Source organism: Pedobacter sp. 22163, assembly GCF_052045595.1.
Taxonomy (GTDB): Bacteria; Bacteroidota; Bacteroidia; order Sphingobacteriales; family Sphingobacteriaceae; genus Pedobacter.
The window spans coordinates 180,155-197,152 of record NZ_JBQEPM010000002.1 but is presented as its reverse complement, the minus strand read 5'-3'; the positions used below and the strand labels follow the sequence as shown (position 1 = coordinate 197,152).

The following is a 16,998-nucleotide window of genomic DNA, read 5'->3' as shown; positions in this document are numbered from 1 at the left end:
CTATAAAAAATGAAAAAGTTATTCTTCTTGTTAATACTGACGGTGGTTGGTATTGCAAATGCAAAAGCGCAGAAATCAACCATCAATACCTTATTCCCTAATAAATCAACGGAGATTGAAAAATTAAGCGCTAAAGAAGAGGCGCCAAAAAAGGATGTTTCTACGCCTACCAAGCAAAGGTTATTTCAAAATTATAGCCAAAGTGGTGCAAAAAGCGCGCTCCCCGCAGCAAGCAGAAAAGGGGCAGAAAATGTAAAAACAGCTTCTGAATCTGAAAATAAACCAGATAAAAGCGAGCCCAAAACAGAGGTTAAACTACCACCAATGCAACAGGAAAGTACAACCAAACAGTAAAATATACATCTAATACCTCTACACCTTAAATTATTTAACATGAAAAAGTTTACGCTCATTATTGCGGTTATCCTTATCTTTTTCGGAAAAGTATCTGCTCAAAGTGGCCTTACAGGGATCAACTATCAGGCGGTGGCCCGTAATAACGATGGTACTGTACTTGCCAAACAAAATGTAAAGGTTAGGATCTCGATACTTGGAACAAGCGCCAGTGGCCCCGTTCAATATCAGGAAAGCCATGACCTCACTACAAACACTTTAGGTCTTTTTACCTTACAAATTGGTAAAGGATCACCTTCAACAGGAACGTTGGCTGGCGTTCCATGGCAAAATGCAAACCAATATTTAAGAGTCGAACTGGCCATTGGCGGTGGAGCTTTTACAGATTTAGGAGCAACACAATTAATGAGTGTGCCATTTGCACTATATGCAGCAACCGGTAACCCTGGTCCGGCAGGTGCAACAGGACCCGCAGGACCAACTGGCGCACCTGGACCAATTGGTCCTCAAGGATTAGTAGGCCCAGCCGGAGCAACGGGTCCAATAGGACTGACAGGCCCAGTTGGTCCAATAGGCCCTCAAGGATTAGTAGGCCCTGCAGGTGCAACTGGACCAATCGGATTAACAGGCCCAATAGGTCCGCAGGGATTAGTTGGACCCACCGGCCCAATAGGACTAACAGGTCCAGCCGGGGCAACGGGTCCCATCGGATTGACAGGTCCAGCAGGTCCGCAAGGATTAGTTGGTCCCGCTGGAGCAACCGGACCAATAGGACCAATAGGACTAACAGGTCCTACCGGAGCAACAGGTCCAGCAGGTCCGCAAGGATTAGTTGGTCCCGCTGGAGCAACCGGACCAATAGGACTAACAGGTCCTACCGGAGCAACAGGACCAATCGGATTAACAGGCCCAGCAGGTCCGCAAGGATTAGTTGGACCAGCCGGAGCAACCGGAGCAGTTGGACCTATAGGCCCTGCCGGAGCTCCTGGTAGTCAAGGCCCCGTGGGCGCAACCGGTCCTGCCGGACCAATCGGACCCATTGGCCCAGCCGGGCCTGCAGGCGAACTTACTGGTGTAGCAGGTGGAGATTTGAGTGGAAATTATCCAAATCCACTGGTTAAAGGCATTCAAAACATTGCAGTTGCAGCTACCGCACCAGTTAATGGTCAGGTTTTAAAATATAATGGAACAAACTGGGCTCCTGGCTCCGATGCAGGAGGTTCGTTAACACTTCCCTTTGCTGCTACAGAAAACTCGGCAACAACCTTATTTTCGATTACCAACAATGGTGATGGAACATCAGTTGAAGGAATAAATAATACAACAAGCTCCAGTATTGCAGCTGTGAGAGGTATTGTAAGTTCAACTGCACCTGGAGGCTTTTCTTCGGCTGTTCGCGGCATCAACAATGGCACTGGCGGCTTGGGGGTTGGAATGTGGGGAAGCCATAATGGAAGTGGGTGGGGCGTTTATGGTGTTACCCCTTTAGGTATTGGCGTTTACGGAAATTCGAGCGGTGCAGGCTATGGTATATACGCCAATAGCAATACCGGCATAGGTTTAAATGCCACATCTACCAGCGGAACTGCAGCAAATATTGCCATCTCAAACAATGCCAATGCAAACAACGCATTAACGGTTAACACATTGGGTAACGGAAGGGTAATTGACGCTTCAACATCAGGCAGTGGCGAAGGTATAAGAAGTACCAGTGGCAACGGCTTAGCAATACATGGAATTACAAGCAGTCAGTCTTCTGCAGGTATTTTTGGAGATAATAGTGGTGCGGGTGAGGCGGTTGTTGGCCGTACTACGAGTAATATTGCCGGGGCAGTTGTTGGAAGAAACGATGGTGGCGGTTTTGGTGTGCGTGGTTTTATTGCCACAAGTACTGCAAATACCGGCGTTGGGGTTCAGGGTGAAGTTGGTAACAATGGAAGTACAGGTAGAGCAGGTCGTTTTGTCAATACCAACGCAACAAATATAGCAGCCAATACATTCGAGGTATTATCGAATGGTAATGGTAATATTCCAGATAATACGCTAGGAAATGCCGCTTCTTTTAAATTAGACAATACAAATAGTGTTGGTTCTGCGGTTCGTGGAGAGGTGAACACCATATTTGGCAACTTTGGTGCTGCAGCTATCTTTGGTGTATCATCAGGCACTGGAGGAAGAGCAGGTTTATTCTACGCTTCTAACCCTTCAGGCAATGGCGCAGCACTTGTAGCACTAACCGATGGCAATGGTAATGCTGTTACCGCCAATGCAGGTAAAAATGGCAATGCTGTTGAGGCCAATGTTGATGGAACAGGAGATGCAGTATATGGTTGGGTTCCAACATTTGGAACAGGCCGTGCTGCGCATTTCGAAAACTTTAACGCAACAAATACAAAAGATGTTTTAACTGTAAAAACTGTGGGTAATGGTATAGCAGGTAACTTTAAAGTTGATCTGGTAACAGGTATCTCTCCTGCGGTAAAAGGGGAAGTAAATTCTCAGTTTGCCAATTTCGGCACAGCAGGTGTTTATGGACTTTCCTCTGGTACAGGTGGTTATGCAGGATTGTTTTACGCATCAAATCCTGCTGGTAACGGGCCAGCACTTATAGCATTGACTGAAGGAAATGGAAATGGGATTACCGCCAACGCAGGTAAAAATGGCGATGGTATTGAAGCCACCGCTGATGGAACCGGTAATGCCGTATATGGATGGACGCCCAATTTTGGTGCTGGAAGAGCAGCCCGTTTTGCAAATTTTAATGCCGCTAACGGTCTACCTACTGTTCATATATCTAACATAGGTACTGGAACAACAATATTAGCCAACCATACTGGTCCATCAGGAGATCTTTTTATCGGCCAAAGTGCCAGCCTAAATGTGGCCAGAATTAACAAAGCAGGCCGTGGTTTCTTTAATGGTGGTACAGTTAACAGCGGCGCCGATTTAGCGGAAGCATTTGATGTAAGCGGTGAAGTAAAAGATTTTGAACCGGGTGATATTTTAATCATCTCCGTTGATAAGGATAGAGCAGTTGAAAAATCAAATGGTGCTTACTCTAATTTAGTGGCTGGAGTTTATGCTACCAAACCTGGAGTTTTATTAACTGAAGAAAACATCGATTCAGAACTCTTAGATAAAGTGCCAATGGGTGTTATCGGTGTAATCCCAACCAAGGTCTGTTTAGAGGGTGGCCCGATTAAAAGAGGCGATATGCTGGTAACTTCATCACAGAGCGGGGTTGCCATGAAAGCAGATTTAAATAAAGTTAAAGTTGGACAGGTTTTAGGAAAAGCCTTACAGGATTTTAACCAACCAACAGTATCAAAAATTAAAGTATTAGTCAGTATTAAATAACGTTCTGTTCTTTTTTAAGGAAGAAGGCACTTCATTTTTTGAGGTGCCTTTCTATTTTTAAATATCATGCTAGTTCAAGCTACATTTTCAAAAAGATTCTTTGTATTTAGCATTCTTCTATATTTTTCCTACTGATGACTCTGGATTAATGTTAATTCCTTAACAGCTATATCTTCCTAACGGTAAAAATGAAATTCTTTCTCAATAATCAAATAACCCGCCCTATCACCTATTCTAATGTTCTCCCAGAGCATTTAACTTTTTTCCCTCAGCTATCACTGCCCTGTTTATTTCATTTACCCGCTTGATATCCATTTTTTCAACCGCACGGTCATAGGTCAGCAATCCGTTAACCTCATGTTCCACATCGGTTGTCTGGGTGTAAACGGCTACACTAAGGCCTTTGTATTTCATCAGCTGTTCAACCTGGCTCATCAGCAGTACATACCTATCCGTCAACGCAGCACTGGTAGGTTCATAGGCATATGCATTGTTTTCTACAGGCCACATGTGCTCCCTAACAAAAAGTCCTACACCACCGAACTCCCCCAACGATGCAGCCCTTTTATCGTCAGGTCTGGAGGCATCATAAGGGCCTACATAAATATGAGTATCCACAAAGTCTCCATTACCCGGATCACCGGCCGCCTTCTGATAACCTGGATTATTGTTAAATCCAGAATTTCCATTTACAAGTCTTGATGGATCATAGTTTTTTACCCAGTCCGTAATCGCCGGTACATCGAAAGCACCCCAGTTTTCGTTAAAGGGTACCCAGGCAATAATTGAGGGTGAGTTGTAATGTTCATCCATTACCGCCTTGAGCTCCTTACGAAAAGCGGAGCGTACTCTCGCGGTATCCTCATTCTGGTACCAGATTGCCGGCATGTCCTGCCAAAGCAGTACCCCCAGTTTATCTGCCCAATAGTAAAAACGTTTCGGCTCAGTTTTCATATGTTTACGGATGAGGTTGAAGCCTGCCTTTTTTGTAAATTCCAGATCAGATTTCAGCGCTGCCTCAGTGGGAGCGGTCAGAATTCCATCTGGCCAATAGCCCTGATCGAGCAGGCCAACCTGCATGATGAACTTTCCATTCAATAGCGGGCGCATCACACCAGACACCTTGCCCAACCTGATATCGCGCATACCGAAATAGCTTTTTACCTCATCAACGGTTTCACCGCTCTGATCTTTGAGCGTGATTTTAAGATCATAAAGAAAAGGTTCATCAGGAGACCATAACTTTGGATTTGAGATGGGCAGATAAAAAGTCTTTCCGTTACTTCCCTGCGCCTGGGATATTACCTTATTGCCATCAAGTGCTATCGCGGATATGGCGGAGGAATTTGCATCGACAGTTACCTTGAGCCTGTTATTTTCCAGATCGGGCAATAGCTTGATATTTTTGATGTGAACTGTAGCCAACGGTTCAAGCCATACGCTCTGCCAGATGCCCGAGCTGAAGGTATAATCTCCCCGTGGTCCATTTTTGCCCGAAGGCATCCTGCCGTCATTGGAATCGTAAGCGGCAACAATTAACTCATTAACCCCAGATTTTAGCAATGGGGTGATATCCAGCGAAAAGGCATCATAGCCGCCTGCATGAGCCCCCGCCTTTTTTCCGTTAACGAAAATAGTTGCATCATGATCAACAGCCTCAAAATTGATTAAAATATTTTTACCCTTCCAGTTCTGTGGGATTTCGAAACGCCTGCGATACCACATGTTAACCTCCTGCTTGCGCTCAATACTCGAAATCACCGATTCAGGGCAGTATGGAACAAGTATCTGTTCAGATTTTCCAGCAAATGCAATCGGCATTTTCGGATTGAATGCATTAAGTTTATCTTTTCCACCAATATAATCCCATTTACCGTTTAACGACTTCCATTCTCCGCGTACCATCTGGGGCCGGGGATAATCGGGAAAAGGATTTTGGGCCGTCATCGCTTGTTCAGTCCATTTGGTGGGTAGTTTTGCTGTCTGGGCGCAAACATTTTCACCATATACCTGCAACAGTATGATCAGGAATAGGATTGGCAAACCTCTATTTTTCATATTATCTGGAGATTAAGGGTCTTTGGTTCTAAGACACTAATATATTATTTTTCATTCATCTAAATCGATTTATTATAGAAAAACCACAACAACAAGTATCGTTTTGTAATGGTAATTTCTTTACGCGGATTATAAAGTTCATTCCACCTGAAGCGATGGCCATAACATAAGGATAGGAAATCAAACCCTTGATTTATGAACTGGTTGCATAGCGTTACTTCGATTCAAGTGATATCAATATGATCAGGCAAATGCGCACAATCACAAGGAGAAATTGCTGCTTGTCTGATGCAATAATTTTCTGTTTGCGTGGAATTTTTCAGGAACGGCGTTATCTATTTAAGCCAGGAAATTGATATTATTTGTTCAGGTTCCGGAGCTTCGTCCTAATGTATTTCCCTGCCGGACTAAGCATTTCCGGCTTCCATTTTCCTTTTGGAGATGCGCCAGGCATTAACAGCGCAGTTGTTTCCTTTTTATCGGTAATATTCCAATTTGCCCAGCTCAGTTTGTTTTTCTCCATCCAAGAAAACCATTTATTGGTTTTACCAGTATCGAATACACCATCACCATTAGCCTCGCCCACGCCCCACTCCGTTACAAAAATGGGCAGACCGGCAGAGATTGCATTATCAGCCCGTCTCATTAAAACTTCCTGATGGCCTGGTTCAGACGCATAAAAATGAAAAGAATAAGCAATGTTGCTGAATCCTTTGATTGGATCTTTGGCAACCACATCTATATCCTGATCCCAATGCGGACTACCAACAACAATTACATTTTCAGCATCATATTTCCTGATCTCGGCAATTACCTGCACGGCATAATCCTTAACGGTTTGCCATGCTATTTTTTCTGGCTCATTAAATATTTCATAAATAATATTCGGTTTGCCGGCGTACCGTTTGGCCATTTTTGCAAAGAACACTTTTGATTGATCAAGATGTTCATCTGCATGGTGATCATGCCAGTCAAGCAGTACATACAGATTTCTCTTAATGGCCGCATCAACCGTCTCGGTTATGAGCTTTTCCTGCCCATGGGGATCTTGCAGATAACCACTATCTGGCTGAACCGCCATAGACACACGCAATAAATTGATATTAAAATCGGATTTAAGCCAGTTTACAACATCTTGGTTATAATACTTTTTGCCTCCCCAGATGCTCCATGACAAACTTATACCACGGAGCTGTGGTTCAATATTTTTTCGGTTTAAGATTTTCCCACCAACAACTTTTAAGGCGCCGTTCCGTTCAACCCAGTTTACGTTTTGTGCAAGGGCAATGATGCTAGAAAAGGCAAAAACTGAAAGTAACACAACTCTTTTCATAAGAAATTTATTTAATACGGTACATTGACGATGTTTTATCAACAAAAAGCATAAAACCATCGTCTAGACTATTCTTGTGGCTACCCTGGAGGCAATTTTGCACAGAGCCCCTTTTTAACCTGCAATAAGCTAAAAAAATACCATATCCGAACTAAATAAAATTCAAAATAATCATTATCAAACTATTTCCAAAGTATCCCCTTTATGAAGTAGGTGATTGAAAGCAATCAGTAAGTTAGTTTTCGGCCTTGCCAGCCTGTACTGCGCAGAAATTGTTCCCAACTTAGACTCCTTTGGTTAACCTGGCGGCTCCATAACAAATCGCGTTCCTTGGCGAAATAACCGTAATCGACAGCATATTCTGCCATTCCTAAAATTTCCTTTACCAAAAGCTCATTTGTAGCGAATTCAGGGAAATGGCGAAGTAGGGCTTCTTGTGTAAATGCGGAACTATAGATAGCCTTTTTACCTGTGACCCGAATAAAGGTATCTATCATTTCCCGGGGCGAAATAATGTCGCCGATAACAGGCAAAGATTTACCTGCATACTCATCTGGATTAGAAAATATCGCTAAAACCGCTGGCCCCGTAGCAGTAAGGGGATCAACAAACGGGGCACGAAAATCCTCAGGTAAATAAATCGGAAATACAAGCGTATCTCCAACCAGTTTCGGTGGATAAAACTCCATTAGATTGGTGTAGAAAAAGGCCATATAAATAAACGAGCTGGTAATTGGAAGCGTGCGGATATATGCCTCAATCATTGCTTTATCGGTAAAATGAGGAGCAAACTTTTTTCCGTTTGTAATTTTTTCTACATTTTCCAAACTACTAAAGATAATATGCTTAACTCCTGCCTCAACCGCCGCTTCCGCTAATTGTTTACCCAGCTCCATTTCGTGGGTATGCGGCGGCACAATACTTGGTGTCATGATGAAAACGCCTTCTGATCCCCGGAATGCTTCAACGAAATCTTTCTCATAGCCCAAATCAAGCGGTAAACTCAACAGCTCAACTCCCATTTCAGTCAAATTAAGTGCCTCTGGTGAATCTAAACGACGTGTAATGCCCCGTACTCGATAACGCCTGCTTTGTAATAGCGTAAGTGCTGCGCTGCGCCCCTGTTTCCCCAAAACACCAACAATAGTAATCAATGGTTTGTCTTTTTCGATTACCTCATTTGCTTTAAAATCTGGTCTCATTTATATTATTTTATTAACTATAAAAATTATAGTTGCAAAACTATCTATAGTCATATAAATTTGCAATAACTATCCAAAAGGATAGGTTAAAACAGTAGGATGAAAACAGAATGTATTAGCGATTACGTAAAACTAAACGAGGAAATTTATCCTTGTACGGTTAGCCTTGCAATGAGCTTGGTGGGCGGCAAATGGAAGGCTGTTATTCTTTATCATTTAAAGGATAAAGCAAAAAGGTACAATGAGCTTCGCAAAGACATACCATCTGTTACCGAAATGACATTGAGTCTGCAATTAAAGCAATTAGAAAAAGATGGCCTGGTGTCGAGAAAAGTTTACGGAGATAAACCGCCAATAAAAGTGATTTATAACCTAACCGATTTTGGAAAAACCTTCACCCCAATTTTAGAAGCGATTACAACATGGGGTAATCAGATTGCGATGCAAGAAGGCGAATTTGTTAAAAATCCTATCGAAAATAACCATTAACGATAACATACTGAAAGTCTAACAAAAAGGGTTGCCTTTTTAACTAGCAACCCTTTAAGGTTTAGGGCTTAAGCCTGGTTAATACCCGGCGCCGGACTAATAGCCTAACCTATTCCAATTTCACATCCCACACTTCCCATATCATACATCCCTCATCTTATCGATTCCATTCCCTCCTACATCATCTTCTTAAAGCCCTCCCATTGCACCTTCCAGGTTCCGTCTTTAGGGAAGCCAGGATTTGTGGTATTATTTCCGTCCCAGCCAGCACACATTAAAGCCACAGCGGTAAGTAAGCCTCCATTTCCAGGCAGATAAATGCGTAGACGGTCATCCTGGTAGTTATGGCCATTAATCAGATAAGTATTGGTTTGTACAGGCATCAGCAAGGCATCAATCGCTTTGTCGGGCATGCCTAAGCGTGTGGCTGTCATGGCTGTCATCGGGAAATCCCATCCCCAGGTATCATTCCAGCTCCAGTCTTTCCAAACCAGATCAAAGGTTTTGCGCATGGTTGCTTTATCCAATAACTTTGTTTCTGGCAACATACCAAATGCCCCCAATACGGAAGGGTGATCGGTTTTATATTCGGGATTTGTGTAAGAATCAGGCGCACTTTCTGTAGCCAGATACACGCCATTTTGCACCGGCAGAGGTGACAATTTAGTCACCACTTCATCCCATTTTGGATTTCGCGGCAAACCTAAACGCAAACGCCATTCCTGAGCAGTTTTCAATCCCCACTCCCAATAAGCCAGCTCATAGGTGGGATTAAAGGTTGTTTCGGCCTTAAAACGTTCTTGCGCGGGAATTAGCCCAGGCCCGAGAACATAACATCCTTTTGCAGCATCGAAATGTGCAAATGAAGCCATAAAATCGGCTGTTTTAAATACAAGGTCTTTGTATTTTTGCAATACCTTTTCATCAGTCTGCGCACGGTATTCCAGTTCGGCAAAGGTAATGAAATGTGGCTGTTGCCAGATCAACATGGCACCGATTGATGAGGGGCTTTCATTACCTTTGTTGTCGGTCATTTTCTGCCACCGTAGGCCATCAAATCCTTGTATCTGCGCAATTTTCTTTGCCTTATCCGCAACCTTAAAATACCAATCAGTACTCCGGTTTAACAATTCTGGTCTGCCCCATAGTGCAAAATGAACCCCATGCCACCAGTGCATTTCGAGGTGTGGTTTACCAAACCAGCTATTGTAGGTTAAGCCGGTTTCTTGTGGGGGGAAATCGCCCGAACATTGTACTTTGGTGAGGTATTCGGAAAGGATAATCCTGCGTTCGAGTTCAAATGCACGTTTATCGGTACTTCCACTAAAATCGACCGCAGCACCACTCATCCAAAAGGCTTTCCACTGCTCCTGGCTATTCTGTTGGCTCAATGCAAAAGAAGGAACAGCCTGAGTGCTTCGCTGCTGTGAAAAAAGACAACTGAAACTAAACTGTCGACTGGCTTTATTCGGTGTAATGGTAAAATAATGTACCTGTTTCTCGGTCAGATGCGCCTTACCCTTCCACGAAAAGGAAGTATAATAAACCGCAGAATCGATCTGGCGCTTAATCACCCCACCATCGGCACTTTGTGCTACCAACTGTGAATGATGCTTGCTGCTGTTGCTCCAATTATTCCCTACATCTGCCCATTCGCCAGTAGCTACGGGGTACCTAACCCTGATTTTTAATCTTCCAGCTGCAATTAATGGCGATGAAATCGATGCACTGATCAGGTCAAGATCCTGATGCCCAACCGTAGTTACCTCAACAGGAATTCCTTCTAAGGTAAAACTACTCTTAATTTCACCTGTCCAGGGGTTTAGGCTTTGGTTAATGTTTTTAATATCGTTGGCTTTGGCCAGCTGTCCGTTCTTTTTAATCAGATCGAAACCAATATTACCCAATTGTAAACGGTGTACATTCTGGCGGAAATAATTAGTAGCCTCTTTAGCCCTAAGTGGTGTATTTAACTGTACGGTATAGGGTACTTTGCGGCCGTATTGATCATAATATTTATAGGCTTCGGTGATGTTAAACTTACTTTCATTTTTGTACGATCCCCATCCCCATTGCGATTGGGTACCAAGTGGAACGCCTTTGGCATAACGATCCGGAAAGCTTTGCAATCCGGTAGCATCAACGGTAAAAGCAAAACGGCCATTGCCAACCGATAAGGAAGATAGGGAGTCTATTTTTTTTACGATGACGGTATGCCGCGTTACCAACGCCTCCCGATCAATCTGTGCAAAAACAGTACTGCAGATGAAAAGCATTACAAAAAGCATCAAGCACTTAAATTGGTTTTTGATTCTACACATACCGCTTATTTTACTAAATCATTTAAATATTGCTCCAGGTTGCTATAGCCATTTGCATTAATTTGCTGTGCATCCGTAGCATCTGTCGGGTTTAAGCGTTTTGATTTTTCCCAAGCATCTTCATTAGGGTAGTTATAAGCTGAGCTAGGTGTTCCGCTCCTACCACTATATTGCAATGCATCGCTAGCCCAAATGGCTGCATAGGTATCATAAAGACTATTATCATCCACATCAAAAACTCTTTTCTCCCAGGCCAAAAAGCAAACGTTATATAGCTGCTGGTTTATTTCTGGTTAATATATAAAACGTGGCGCGCCCAACCGTCCTGCTGCATCCTGCATAAAGACGCCTAAAGATGTTGTTAGTTTGTGCTGCTATTCTTTTGCCAAACAATCGGGCAAGTTCTTTTAGTTTATCCGCAGACAGCCCTACAAAAGGATGAGTAATTTTCTGTAGTTCGGCGGCTTTGTGAAGCTTATCATAAACAGTTGAATCAATATAATCCTTATACATAGATTCTAAAATGAGATAATCTTGAACTTTAATATTGAAAAGGTTACTTTAGAGAACATAACGGCTTCTTCCGATGCGAAGGACTTAAACCAACTTAAATGATTAATGAACGTTTCGAATGTGAAATTTTAAGAGCAAGCAGGACTAGGCTATTCCAATTAATGGAAGCAAGTAACTACGAAATATTATTTAAAATTCCAGAGGGTTTTAACAATAATATAATTTGGCAAATTGGCCATTGTATCACTTCTCAACAGCGGCATATGTATATGCGTAGCGGATTACCAATGTATATAACTAAAGAATTCATGGAGTCCTTCAAAATTGGATCGTCTCCGGGTTCCTGGAAAATTACTCCAGATGTTAATGAGGTGAAACAGTTATTGATTGAAACAGTTAACCATCTTGAATCAGATCTGGAATCCAGATTATTTGTCAACTATGAGCCTTTTGAGCTACCCATCGGATTTCAAGTGAAAAATCATGTGCAGGCATTACAAGCCGCTAACTATCACGAAGCGGAGCACAGTGGAAAGATTTTTACATATCTGAAGCTGCTATCAAGAAATGACGTACATCAATGAATAACGCACATCCAAAAATCAGGCAAACCACTGCCATGCTTATAAAGCCTACAGCCTGATCAAACTTAGATGGATATAATAATATTCCATTCTTTTAAGATTGTCCGTTAATGTGCCTAATTTATAGCTTTATGGTAAAAGTGAAATCTGCGCTTGAGACAATTCCTAACCTATGCCTGGTCCTTACCTTGTGTGTGTAATCATTAAATAATTCTTCTATTGAATGTTGGTTGAAAACTTCCCGATCAAGGCACCCTTGTAACGAAATACTTAAACGGGAATTCTTTGAGTACCTACTGGGCGTCAAAAAAAACCTGATTTTAAACAAAAAATCCAGACTTTGATGGTTCAAAGTCTGGATAATGCCTTCATCGGGCTTTCTTTCAATCGTACCCAGCGCCGATATCAAACTAATTTCGTAACGACCTATTAATTAATTGGTTGATAGAAATATTTATTGAAAAAAAATGCGATGTCGGAACATTTAGTCCCCTTTCATGCTATTTTCTTCTGTCCTTTTAAAGATGTTTTTATCCAGGTTATTCGGTATAAAAAAATATTATGAAAAAATTCATTTTAAAATTGAGGCTAAAACGTAATCTTAAAAAAATCGAGTTTTTAAAGAGATTGAAAACAGGCCTCTGTCCCGAGGACTCAAATGCTAGAAGACTTTACAACCAGATTGATGGAGAAATAAAGTTCCATTCTCTTAAGATAAATACATTAATCATTGATTTTAAGAACCAAAGCAATTAACCTCAAAACCTGTTTAAACGCTCTCAACTCTAAGGACTAACAAAAAAGCCTAAAGGCTCGTCTGGTTTTTCAACATACAACTCCAACTCATTAAGGTGATATTCAGAATAAACCAATATTGCACCTGGTGCTTCATATCTGCACCCCCACCATCCCGGGTTCGGGAGGCGCCGTACTACTAACATTTTTGGAATTTTTGGAAAATGTTTATTCTTAACCCAGATCCCTTCACTCATTTCATTTTCTGTCATAATTTTTATGATTACATTATTGTAAATCCCATTTTAACTGCTTCATTTCTAATATTTGTCATCAGCTCGCCCATTCTGCTAATTTGCTCGGGGGTGGACTTAAGCTTAATGGCAAGTGACATTTCTATAATGTCGTAAGGCTTTTCGGTAGTTTCGGGAGTTTTGTTAGGATACAGATATCCTGTAAAATCTAAGTCCGTAGCGTCCTTTAACTTTTGTAAAAATTCAAGGTCGAAAGTTTTACGCCTGTCAATTTGATTTATGATTTGCCGGCTAACTTTCATCTTATCGGCAATTTTAGATTGGACTAACCCCTTCTCTTTGATTGCTTTTAGGATCTTTTCACCCAATGTTTCCTCAAATACCTTTGACATAATGCAAAATTATCATGCTGATTGTCAATAATTTGCAGCTTTAACGCTAATAATTATTGCTTTTTGTAAATATTAATTTGCCTTTGTCAATTTTTAAATTGACATTTGGCTTAACGTATTGACAACGTTTTGACAACGCAAACATAACGCAATAGCAACGCAATAAAAATCCCATTTAACTACTATGCTTACAGCTACAGACCTTAAGGCACTGAAAAGACGATTACCTGATGATTGGGTAACAAAGGTTCAGGAAAAAGTAACCTTCGGCGGCACGAAAATCCGTGAAACCCTTCGTGATCCAAAAAAGTACAATAAAGAGATTATCGATGCGACGATTCTAGTTGCAACAGAATTTGAGCTGGAGTTAGAAACGGTTGCCGCTATCCAAAGGCAAAAAATTCATTCTAAAAGCTTAACAACTATTTAAATGGAAATTACTGCAGGCCTAATTTGTGAAAATGGTGAGCTGTTTGGTATAAACGGAACCAACTTCGCTATTATCGGCGGTCAGTGTTTACCATTCATTGACGCTCCAAAAATAATTCATGATGCTGTTGATGCATCTATGACTCCGGAAGATGCGAGCGAGCTCGACTCTATGGGTTTAAGTGATCCCTTCGACCGTAGAAATAAATGGGTTAGCTGTAATGCTTCCAATAAAGATATTGTTCCAGACTACGTTAAGGGCCGGATCACCATTGCCCGGGAGTTTACCATCTGTGACCAGCGAGATGTTTGCTCAGCACAGGGAAAGCTCTGCAGAACCCAGGCACAATTAACCGGTTTAACAGCAAAACAAGTAATTGTAATGCGGTTGATTTACAACGGCTATCAAAACAAGGAAATCGCTCATAAAATGGGAATTAAACTGGAAACAGTGGAATCCCATATCCAAAATATTCGCATTAAAACAGGTGATGCAAGGAAAGCAGACCTGGTGCGGACAGCTCAAAAACTCAATCTAACACAAAACGTATGAACATTACGCAAACACCACTAACGGAAACGCTCGAAACCCTCCGTTCGGTAGACAATGACATCAGAGCCATTAAGGCCAGATTGGACAAAGGCATTGAAGATGACAAAATGGTAGTACTTAACTACCGCGTATTACAAGATGCCATCCAAACCAGAAACTCTGCAATTGAAATCCTGATCTCCATCTTCTTCAAAGGAATAAATTTCAAGGATTTAGGGTTAGACATCAATTAAGAAATCAAAGTTAAGCGTGGATCAGTTCTTTATTTCGCAGTGGTCTTGTTAGGGATGTACACTGTAACCATGTCTGATTGATAAGGGAAATTAGGCATAGTAGTGATCGCTCGCTGGATGCACTACTGAAAATGAAAGGCCGGTTAAAAACTACTGGCCGGCCTTTTAAACTAAAAAATAACTATAAATAAGAATGGGCAAACTAATTACATATAAATGGACCGAAATGACTACCGAAATGAAAAAAGGAGTTATTGGGAGTCATGCTGATGGGCACAATTTAAGCGATAACGATCTTAGAACTTTAGTTAGGATCTATGAACAGATTAAGCCGGATATAAACTTTACCCGGGATCTTAAATCGTACAGCATTAATGAGCATTTTTCTAACGAGATCAACCTGCTTACAACCAAATATCTGAGCAAATAAACAAACAAACTATATGAAGTCAAAAACTAAAAACCCGTACCATTTCGACGCTGATCGGCAAAAGATCGATCCGCTGATGAGGATTGCTTTTATCTCGATTGCATTGATTGTGATCATTGCTGGAGCAATTAGCATTTTGAGGCAAATTAACAATGAGACTAAACGCAAATTCCCTACAGTTTATGAGAATCGCTTGGGATAAAGTGTGGTTAATCACCGGTATCTCAATTTATATCATCGCTCTAACATATCAACTAACCAATCTTTTAAACCTTTTCTAGTCCCGTAAAAATGAACTTAACAGAAATACAGGCCCTTGGGCATAAAACCAATAAAATTATTGAGATAGAAGAAACTCTGAAGGAATTAACCAGGCTCGCTGAGCATTCCCTTGAGGAAGATTCAAGTTCGATTACGCTTTCTATAAATCACAGCTGCAATAAGGATCCGCTAAAGAAGGAATCAAAAGAAAAATCACCTATTCCGGCATTTCTCGAACATTTATTCCCTCAGGGATTTAAAGGTACAGTGATATCTACCGAGATAATGATCGGAAAACCTCATGTTAAGATGGAGTTTAATGGAAAATTCCAGTTAATAATTATTGATGCTCTGATATCCACGCTTAAAAAGGAACAATTAGAATTAAGCAACCAAATTAAAAAAGAGACGGGTAACTAATGATATCAGAACAATCAATCGACGAGCTGAGAGATAAAATTGATATTGTTGAGGTAATCCAAAGACACAACATAACTCTCAAACAGAAGGGCGAAAAATGGTCTGCCTGCTGCCCTTTTCACGATGAAAAGTCACCCTCCTTCAGTGTGTCAACATCAAAACAGATTTATAAATGCTTCGGTTGTGGCGAAGGTGGAGACGCCATTAAATTCGTAATGAAAAAAGAGAACTTGGACTTCATTAGCGCAATCAGGTCAATAGCATCGGCATACAATTTTACTCTGGAGGAGATGGAAGAAACTCCGGAGGAAAAAGCAGCTGCCGTCAAAAAAATAGATCTTTTTGCGGTTAATGCTGAAGCTTGCGACCACTTCATAAGTCACTTATTTAAGATAACAGATTTTTATCACTGGTGCGCACAAGAACTCGCTTTCGTAAGAATGTACAGTTTAGATGTTATAATCGACTTTCAAATTGGTTACGCTCCCAACGACTGGAAATTTTTAACGCAAAATTTGGTCAACAAAGACCTATATGCAATCGGTGAGGAACTTGGTCTATTAAAAACCAATACCACGGGCTCAGTTTATGACGTTTTTCGCGATCGGCTTATATTTCCGATCCACAATGAGCAGGGGCAAATCGTAGGGTTTGGAGGTCGAAAATCGAGAGAGTGCAAAGACAAGGAAAATCCAAAGTATATCAATTCCAAAGAAAGCGTGCTCTACAAAAAAGAACGGGTTTTATACGGGCTTTTCCAGGCCAAGACTCACATTAAAAATCTTGGTTTCGCTATTCTGGTTGAAGGATATACTGATGTAATAACATTGCATTGGGCAGGTGCGCCGAATACAGTGGGTGTTTGCGGTACAGCCTTTACGGATCATCATGCAAAACTTTTGAAAAGATACACTAATCGTGTGGTTCTGATGGGTGATGGAGATTCCGCAGGTCAAAAAGCCAACTTTAAAGCCGTTGATATTTTACTGGCCAACGACATCCAGGTTCATATCTGCCCACTCCCTAAAGACGAGGATCCTGACAGCTTTGCAAGGACACTATTTATATCTACCGAATAAG

At 41.5% G+C, this 16,998-nt stretch carries 19 protein-coding genes; 11 read left to right on the top strand and 8 right to left on the bottom strand.

The features are described from left to right. Positions 1–9 precede the first annotated feature (9 nt). Both ACTJKN_RS05400 and ACTJKN_RS05395 read left to right on the top strand, forming a co-directional pair. Positions 10–354: a hypothetical protein gene (locus ACTJKN_RS05400; protein WP_440823339.1), complete on the top strand. Its 345-nt coding sequence runs from the start codon at positions 10–12 to the stop codon at positions 352–354. A 39-nt stretch (positions 355–393) separates the two neighbouring features. Next, a complete protein-coding gene (locus tag ACTJKN_RS05395) occupies positions 394–3,711 on the top strand; it encodes a beta strand repeat-containing protein (RefSeq protein WP_440823338.1) in 3,318 nt (1,105 codons plus the stop codon). Between the two features lie 234 nt (positions 3,712–3,945). Here ACTJKN_RS05395 and ACTJKN_RS05390 read toward each other — a convergent pair whose 3' ends face one another. The 3 genes from ACTJKN_RS05390 to ACTJKN_RS05380 all read right to left on the bottom strand — a co-directional run bounded on the left by ACTJKN_RS05390 (position 3,946) and on the right by ACTJKN_RS05380 (position 8,304). Then, the gene (locus ACTJKN_RS05390; protein ID WP_440823337.1) at positions 3,946–5,769 is read right to left on the bottom strand and encodes a glycoside hydrolase family 2 protein; all 1,824 of its coding nucleotides are present in this window, start codon (positions 5,767–5,769) and stop codon (positions 3,946–3,948) included. Positions 5,770–6,127: 358 nt separating this feature from the next. Next, the gene (locus tag ACTJKN_RS05385; RefSeq protein WP_440823336.1) at positions 6,128–7,102 is read right to left on the bottom strand and encodes a glycoside hydrolase family 5 protein; all 975 of its coding nucleotides are present in this window, start codon (positions 7,100–7,102) and stop codon (positions 6,128–6,130) included. Between the two features lie 227 nt (positions 7,103–7,329). After that, positions 7,330–8,304 (bottom strand): NmrA/HSCARG family protein, encoded by a 975-nt coding sequence (locus ACTJKN_RS05380; protein WP_440823335.1) that lies wholly within the window; start codon positions 8,302–8,304, stop codon positions 7,330–7,332. A gap of 99 nt (positions 8,305–8,403) precedes the next feature. On the opposite strand from ACTJKN_RS05380, the gene ACTJKN_RS05375 reads away from it, so the two are divergent. Beyond that, entirely contained in the window at positions 8,404–8,793 is a 390-nt protein-coding gene (locus ACTJKN_RS05375; protein ID WP_440823334.1) for a winged helix-turn-helix transcriptional regulator, read from the top strand. Between the two features lie 176 nt (positions 8,794–8,969). Here the strand turns inward: ACTJKN_RS05375 and ACTJKN_RS05370 are convergent, their stop codons facing one another. Genes ACTJKN_RS05370 through ACTJKN_RS05360 form a run of 3 tightly spaced genes read right to left on the bottom strand, consistent with a single transcriptional unit; the run spans position 8,970 to position 11,627 of the window. Further along, positions 8,970–11,114, bottom strand: a complete 2,145-nt coding sequence (locus ACTJKN_RS05370) for a hypothetical protein (protein ID WP_440823333.1) — start codon at positions 11,112–11,114, stop codon at positions 8,970–8,972. Between the two features lie 5 nt (positions 11,115–11,119). Next, entirely contained in the window at positions 11,120–11,371 is a 252-nt protein-coding gene (locus ACTJKN_RS05365; protein WP_440823331.1) for a hypothetical protein, read from the bottom strand. Between the two features lie 10 nt (positions 11,372–11,381). Continuing rightward, a complete protein-coding gene (locus ACTJKN_RS05360; protein WP_440823329.1) occupies positions 11,382–11,627 on the bottom strand; it encodes a hypothetical protein in 246 nt (81 codons plus the stop codon). Between the two features lie 98 nt (positions 11,628–11,725). On the opposite strand from ACTJKN_RS05360, the gene ACTJKN_RS05355 reads away from it, so the two are divergent. Then, positions 11,726–12,211, top strand: coding sequence for a DinB family protein (locus ACTJKN_RS05355; RefSeq protein ID WP_440823327.1), 486 nt, complete (start codon positions 11,726–11,728; stop codon positions 12,209–12,211). A 785-nt stretch (positions 12,212–12,996) separates the two neighbouring features. On the opposite strand, the gene ACTJKN_RS05350 is transcribed toward ACTJKN_RS05355, so the two are convergent. Together ACTJKN_RS05350 and ACTJKN_RS05345 are read right to left on the bottom strand one after the other, a co-directional pair. Continuing rightward, complete coding sequence (locus tag ACTJKN_RS05350) at positions 12,997–13,218, bottom strand: hypothetical protein (protein ID WP_440823325.1); 222 nt, start codon at positions 13,216–13,218, stop codon at positions 12,997–12,999. A gap of 11 nt (positions 13,219–13,229) precedes the next feature. Beyond that, positions 13,230–13,592: a helix-turn-helix domain-containing protein gene (locus tag ACTJKN_RS05345; protein ID WP_440823323.1), complete on the bottom strand. Its 363-nt coding sequence runs from the start codon at positions 13,590–13,592 to the stop codon at positions 13,230–13,232. A 184-nt stretch (positions 13,593–13,776) separates the two neighbouring features. Here ACTJKN_RS05345 and ACTJKN_RS05340 point away from each other — a divergent pair, with 184 nt between their 5' ends. From ACTJKN_RS05340 to dnaG, 7 genes are all read left to right on the top strand, one after another. Beyond that, positions 13,777–14,022 (top strand): hypothetical protein, encoded by a 246-nt coding sequence (locus ACTJKN_RS05340; RefSeq protein WP_440823321.1) that lies wholly within the window; start codon positions 13,777–13,779, stop codon positions 14,020–14,022. Next, on the top strand, positions 14,023–14,574 hold the full coding sequence (locus ACTJKN_RS05335) for a helix-turn-helix transcriptional regulator (protein ID WP_440823319.1): 552 nt from the start codon (positions 14,023–14,025) through the stop codon (positions 14,572–14,574). It abuts the gene before it with no gap. Beyond that, positions 14,571–14,807: a hypothetical protein gene (locus ACTJKN_RS05330; protein ID WP_440823318.1), complete on the top strand. Its 237-nt coding sequence runs from the start codon at positions 14,571–14,573 to the stop codon at positions 14,805–14,807. Before ACTJKN_RS05335 ends, ACTJKN_RS05330 begins: the two co-directional genes overlap by 4 nt. 193 nt (positions 14,808–15,000) lie before the next feature. Then, complete coding sequence (locus ACTJKN_RS05325) at positions 15,001–15,237, top strand: hypothetical protein (protein WP_440823316.1); 237 nt, start codon at positions 15,001–15,003, stop codon at positions 15,235–15,237. A 13-nt stretch (positions 15,238–15,250) separates the two neighbouring features. Further along, a complete protein-coding gene (locus ACTJKN_RS05320) occupies positions 15,251–15,439 on the top strand; it encodes a hypothetical protein (protein ID WP_440823314.1) in 189 nt (62 codons plus the stop codon). 89 nt (positions 15,440–15,528) lie between these two features. Then, positions 15,529–15,918: a hypothetical protein gene (locus ACTJKN_RS05315; protein WP_440823312.1), complete on the top strand. Its 390-nt coding sequence runs from the start codon at positions 15,529–15,531 to the stop codon at positions 15,916–15,918. Continuing rightward, the gene (dnaG, locus tag ACTJKN_RS05310; protein ID WP_440823310.1) at positions 15,918–16,997 is read left to right on the top strand and encodes a DNA primase; all 1,080 of its coding nucleotides are present in this window, start codon (positions 15,918–15,920) and stop codon (positions 16,995–16,997) included. The genes ACTJKN_RS05315 and dnaG overlap by 1 nt, the downstream gene beginning before the upstream one ends. Position 16,998: the final 1 nt, after the last annotated feature.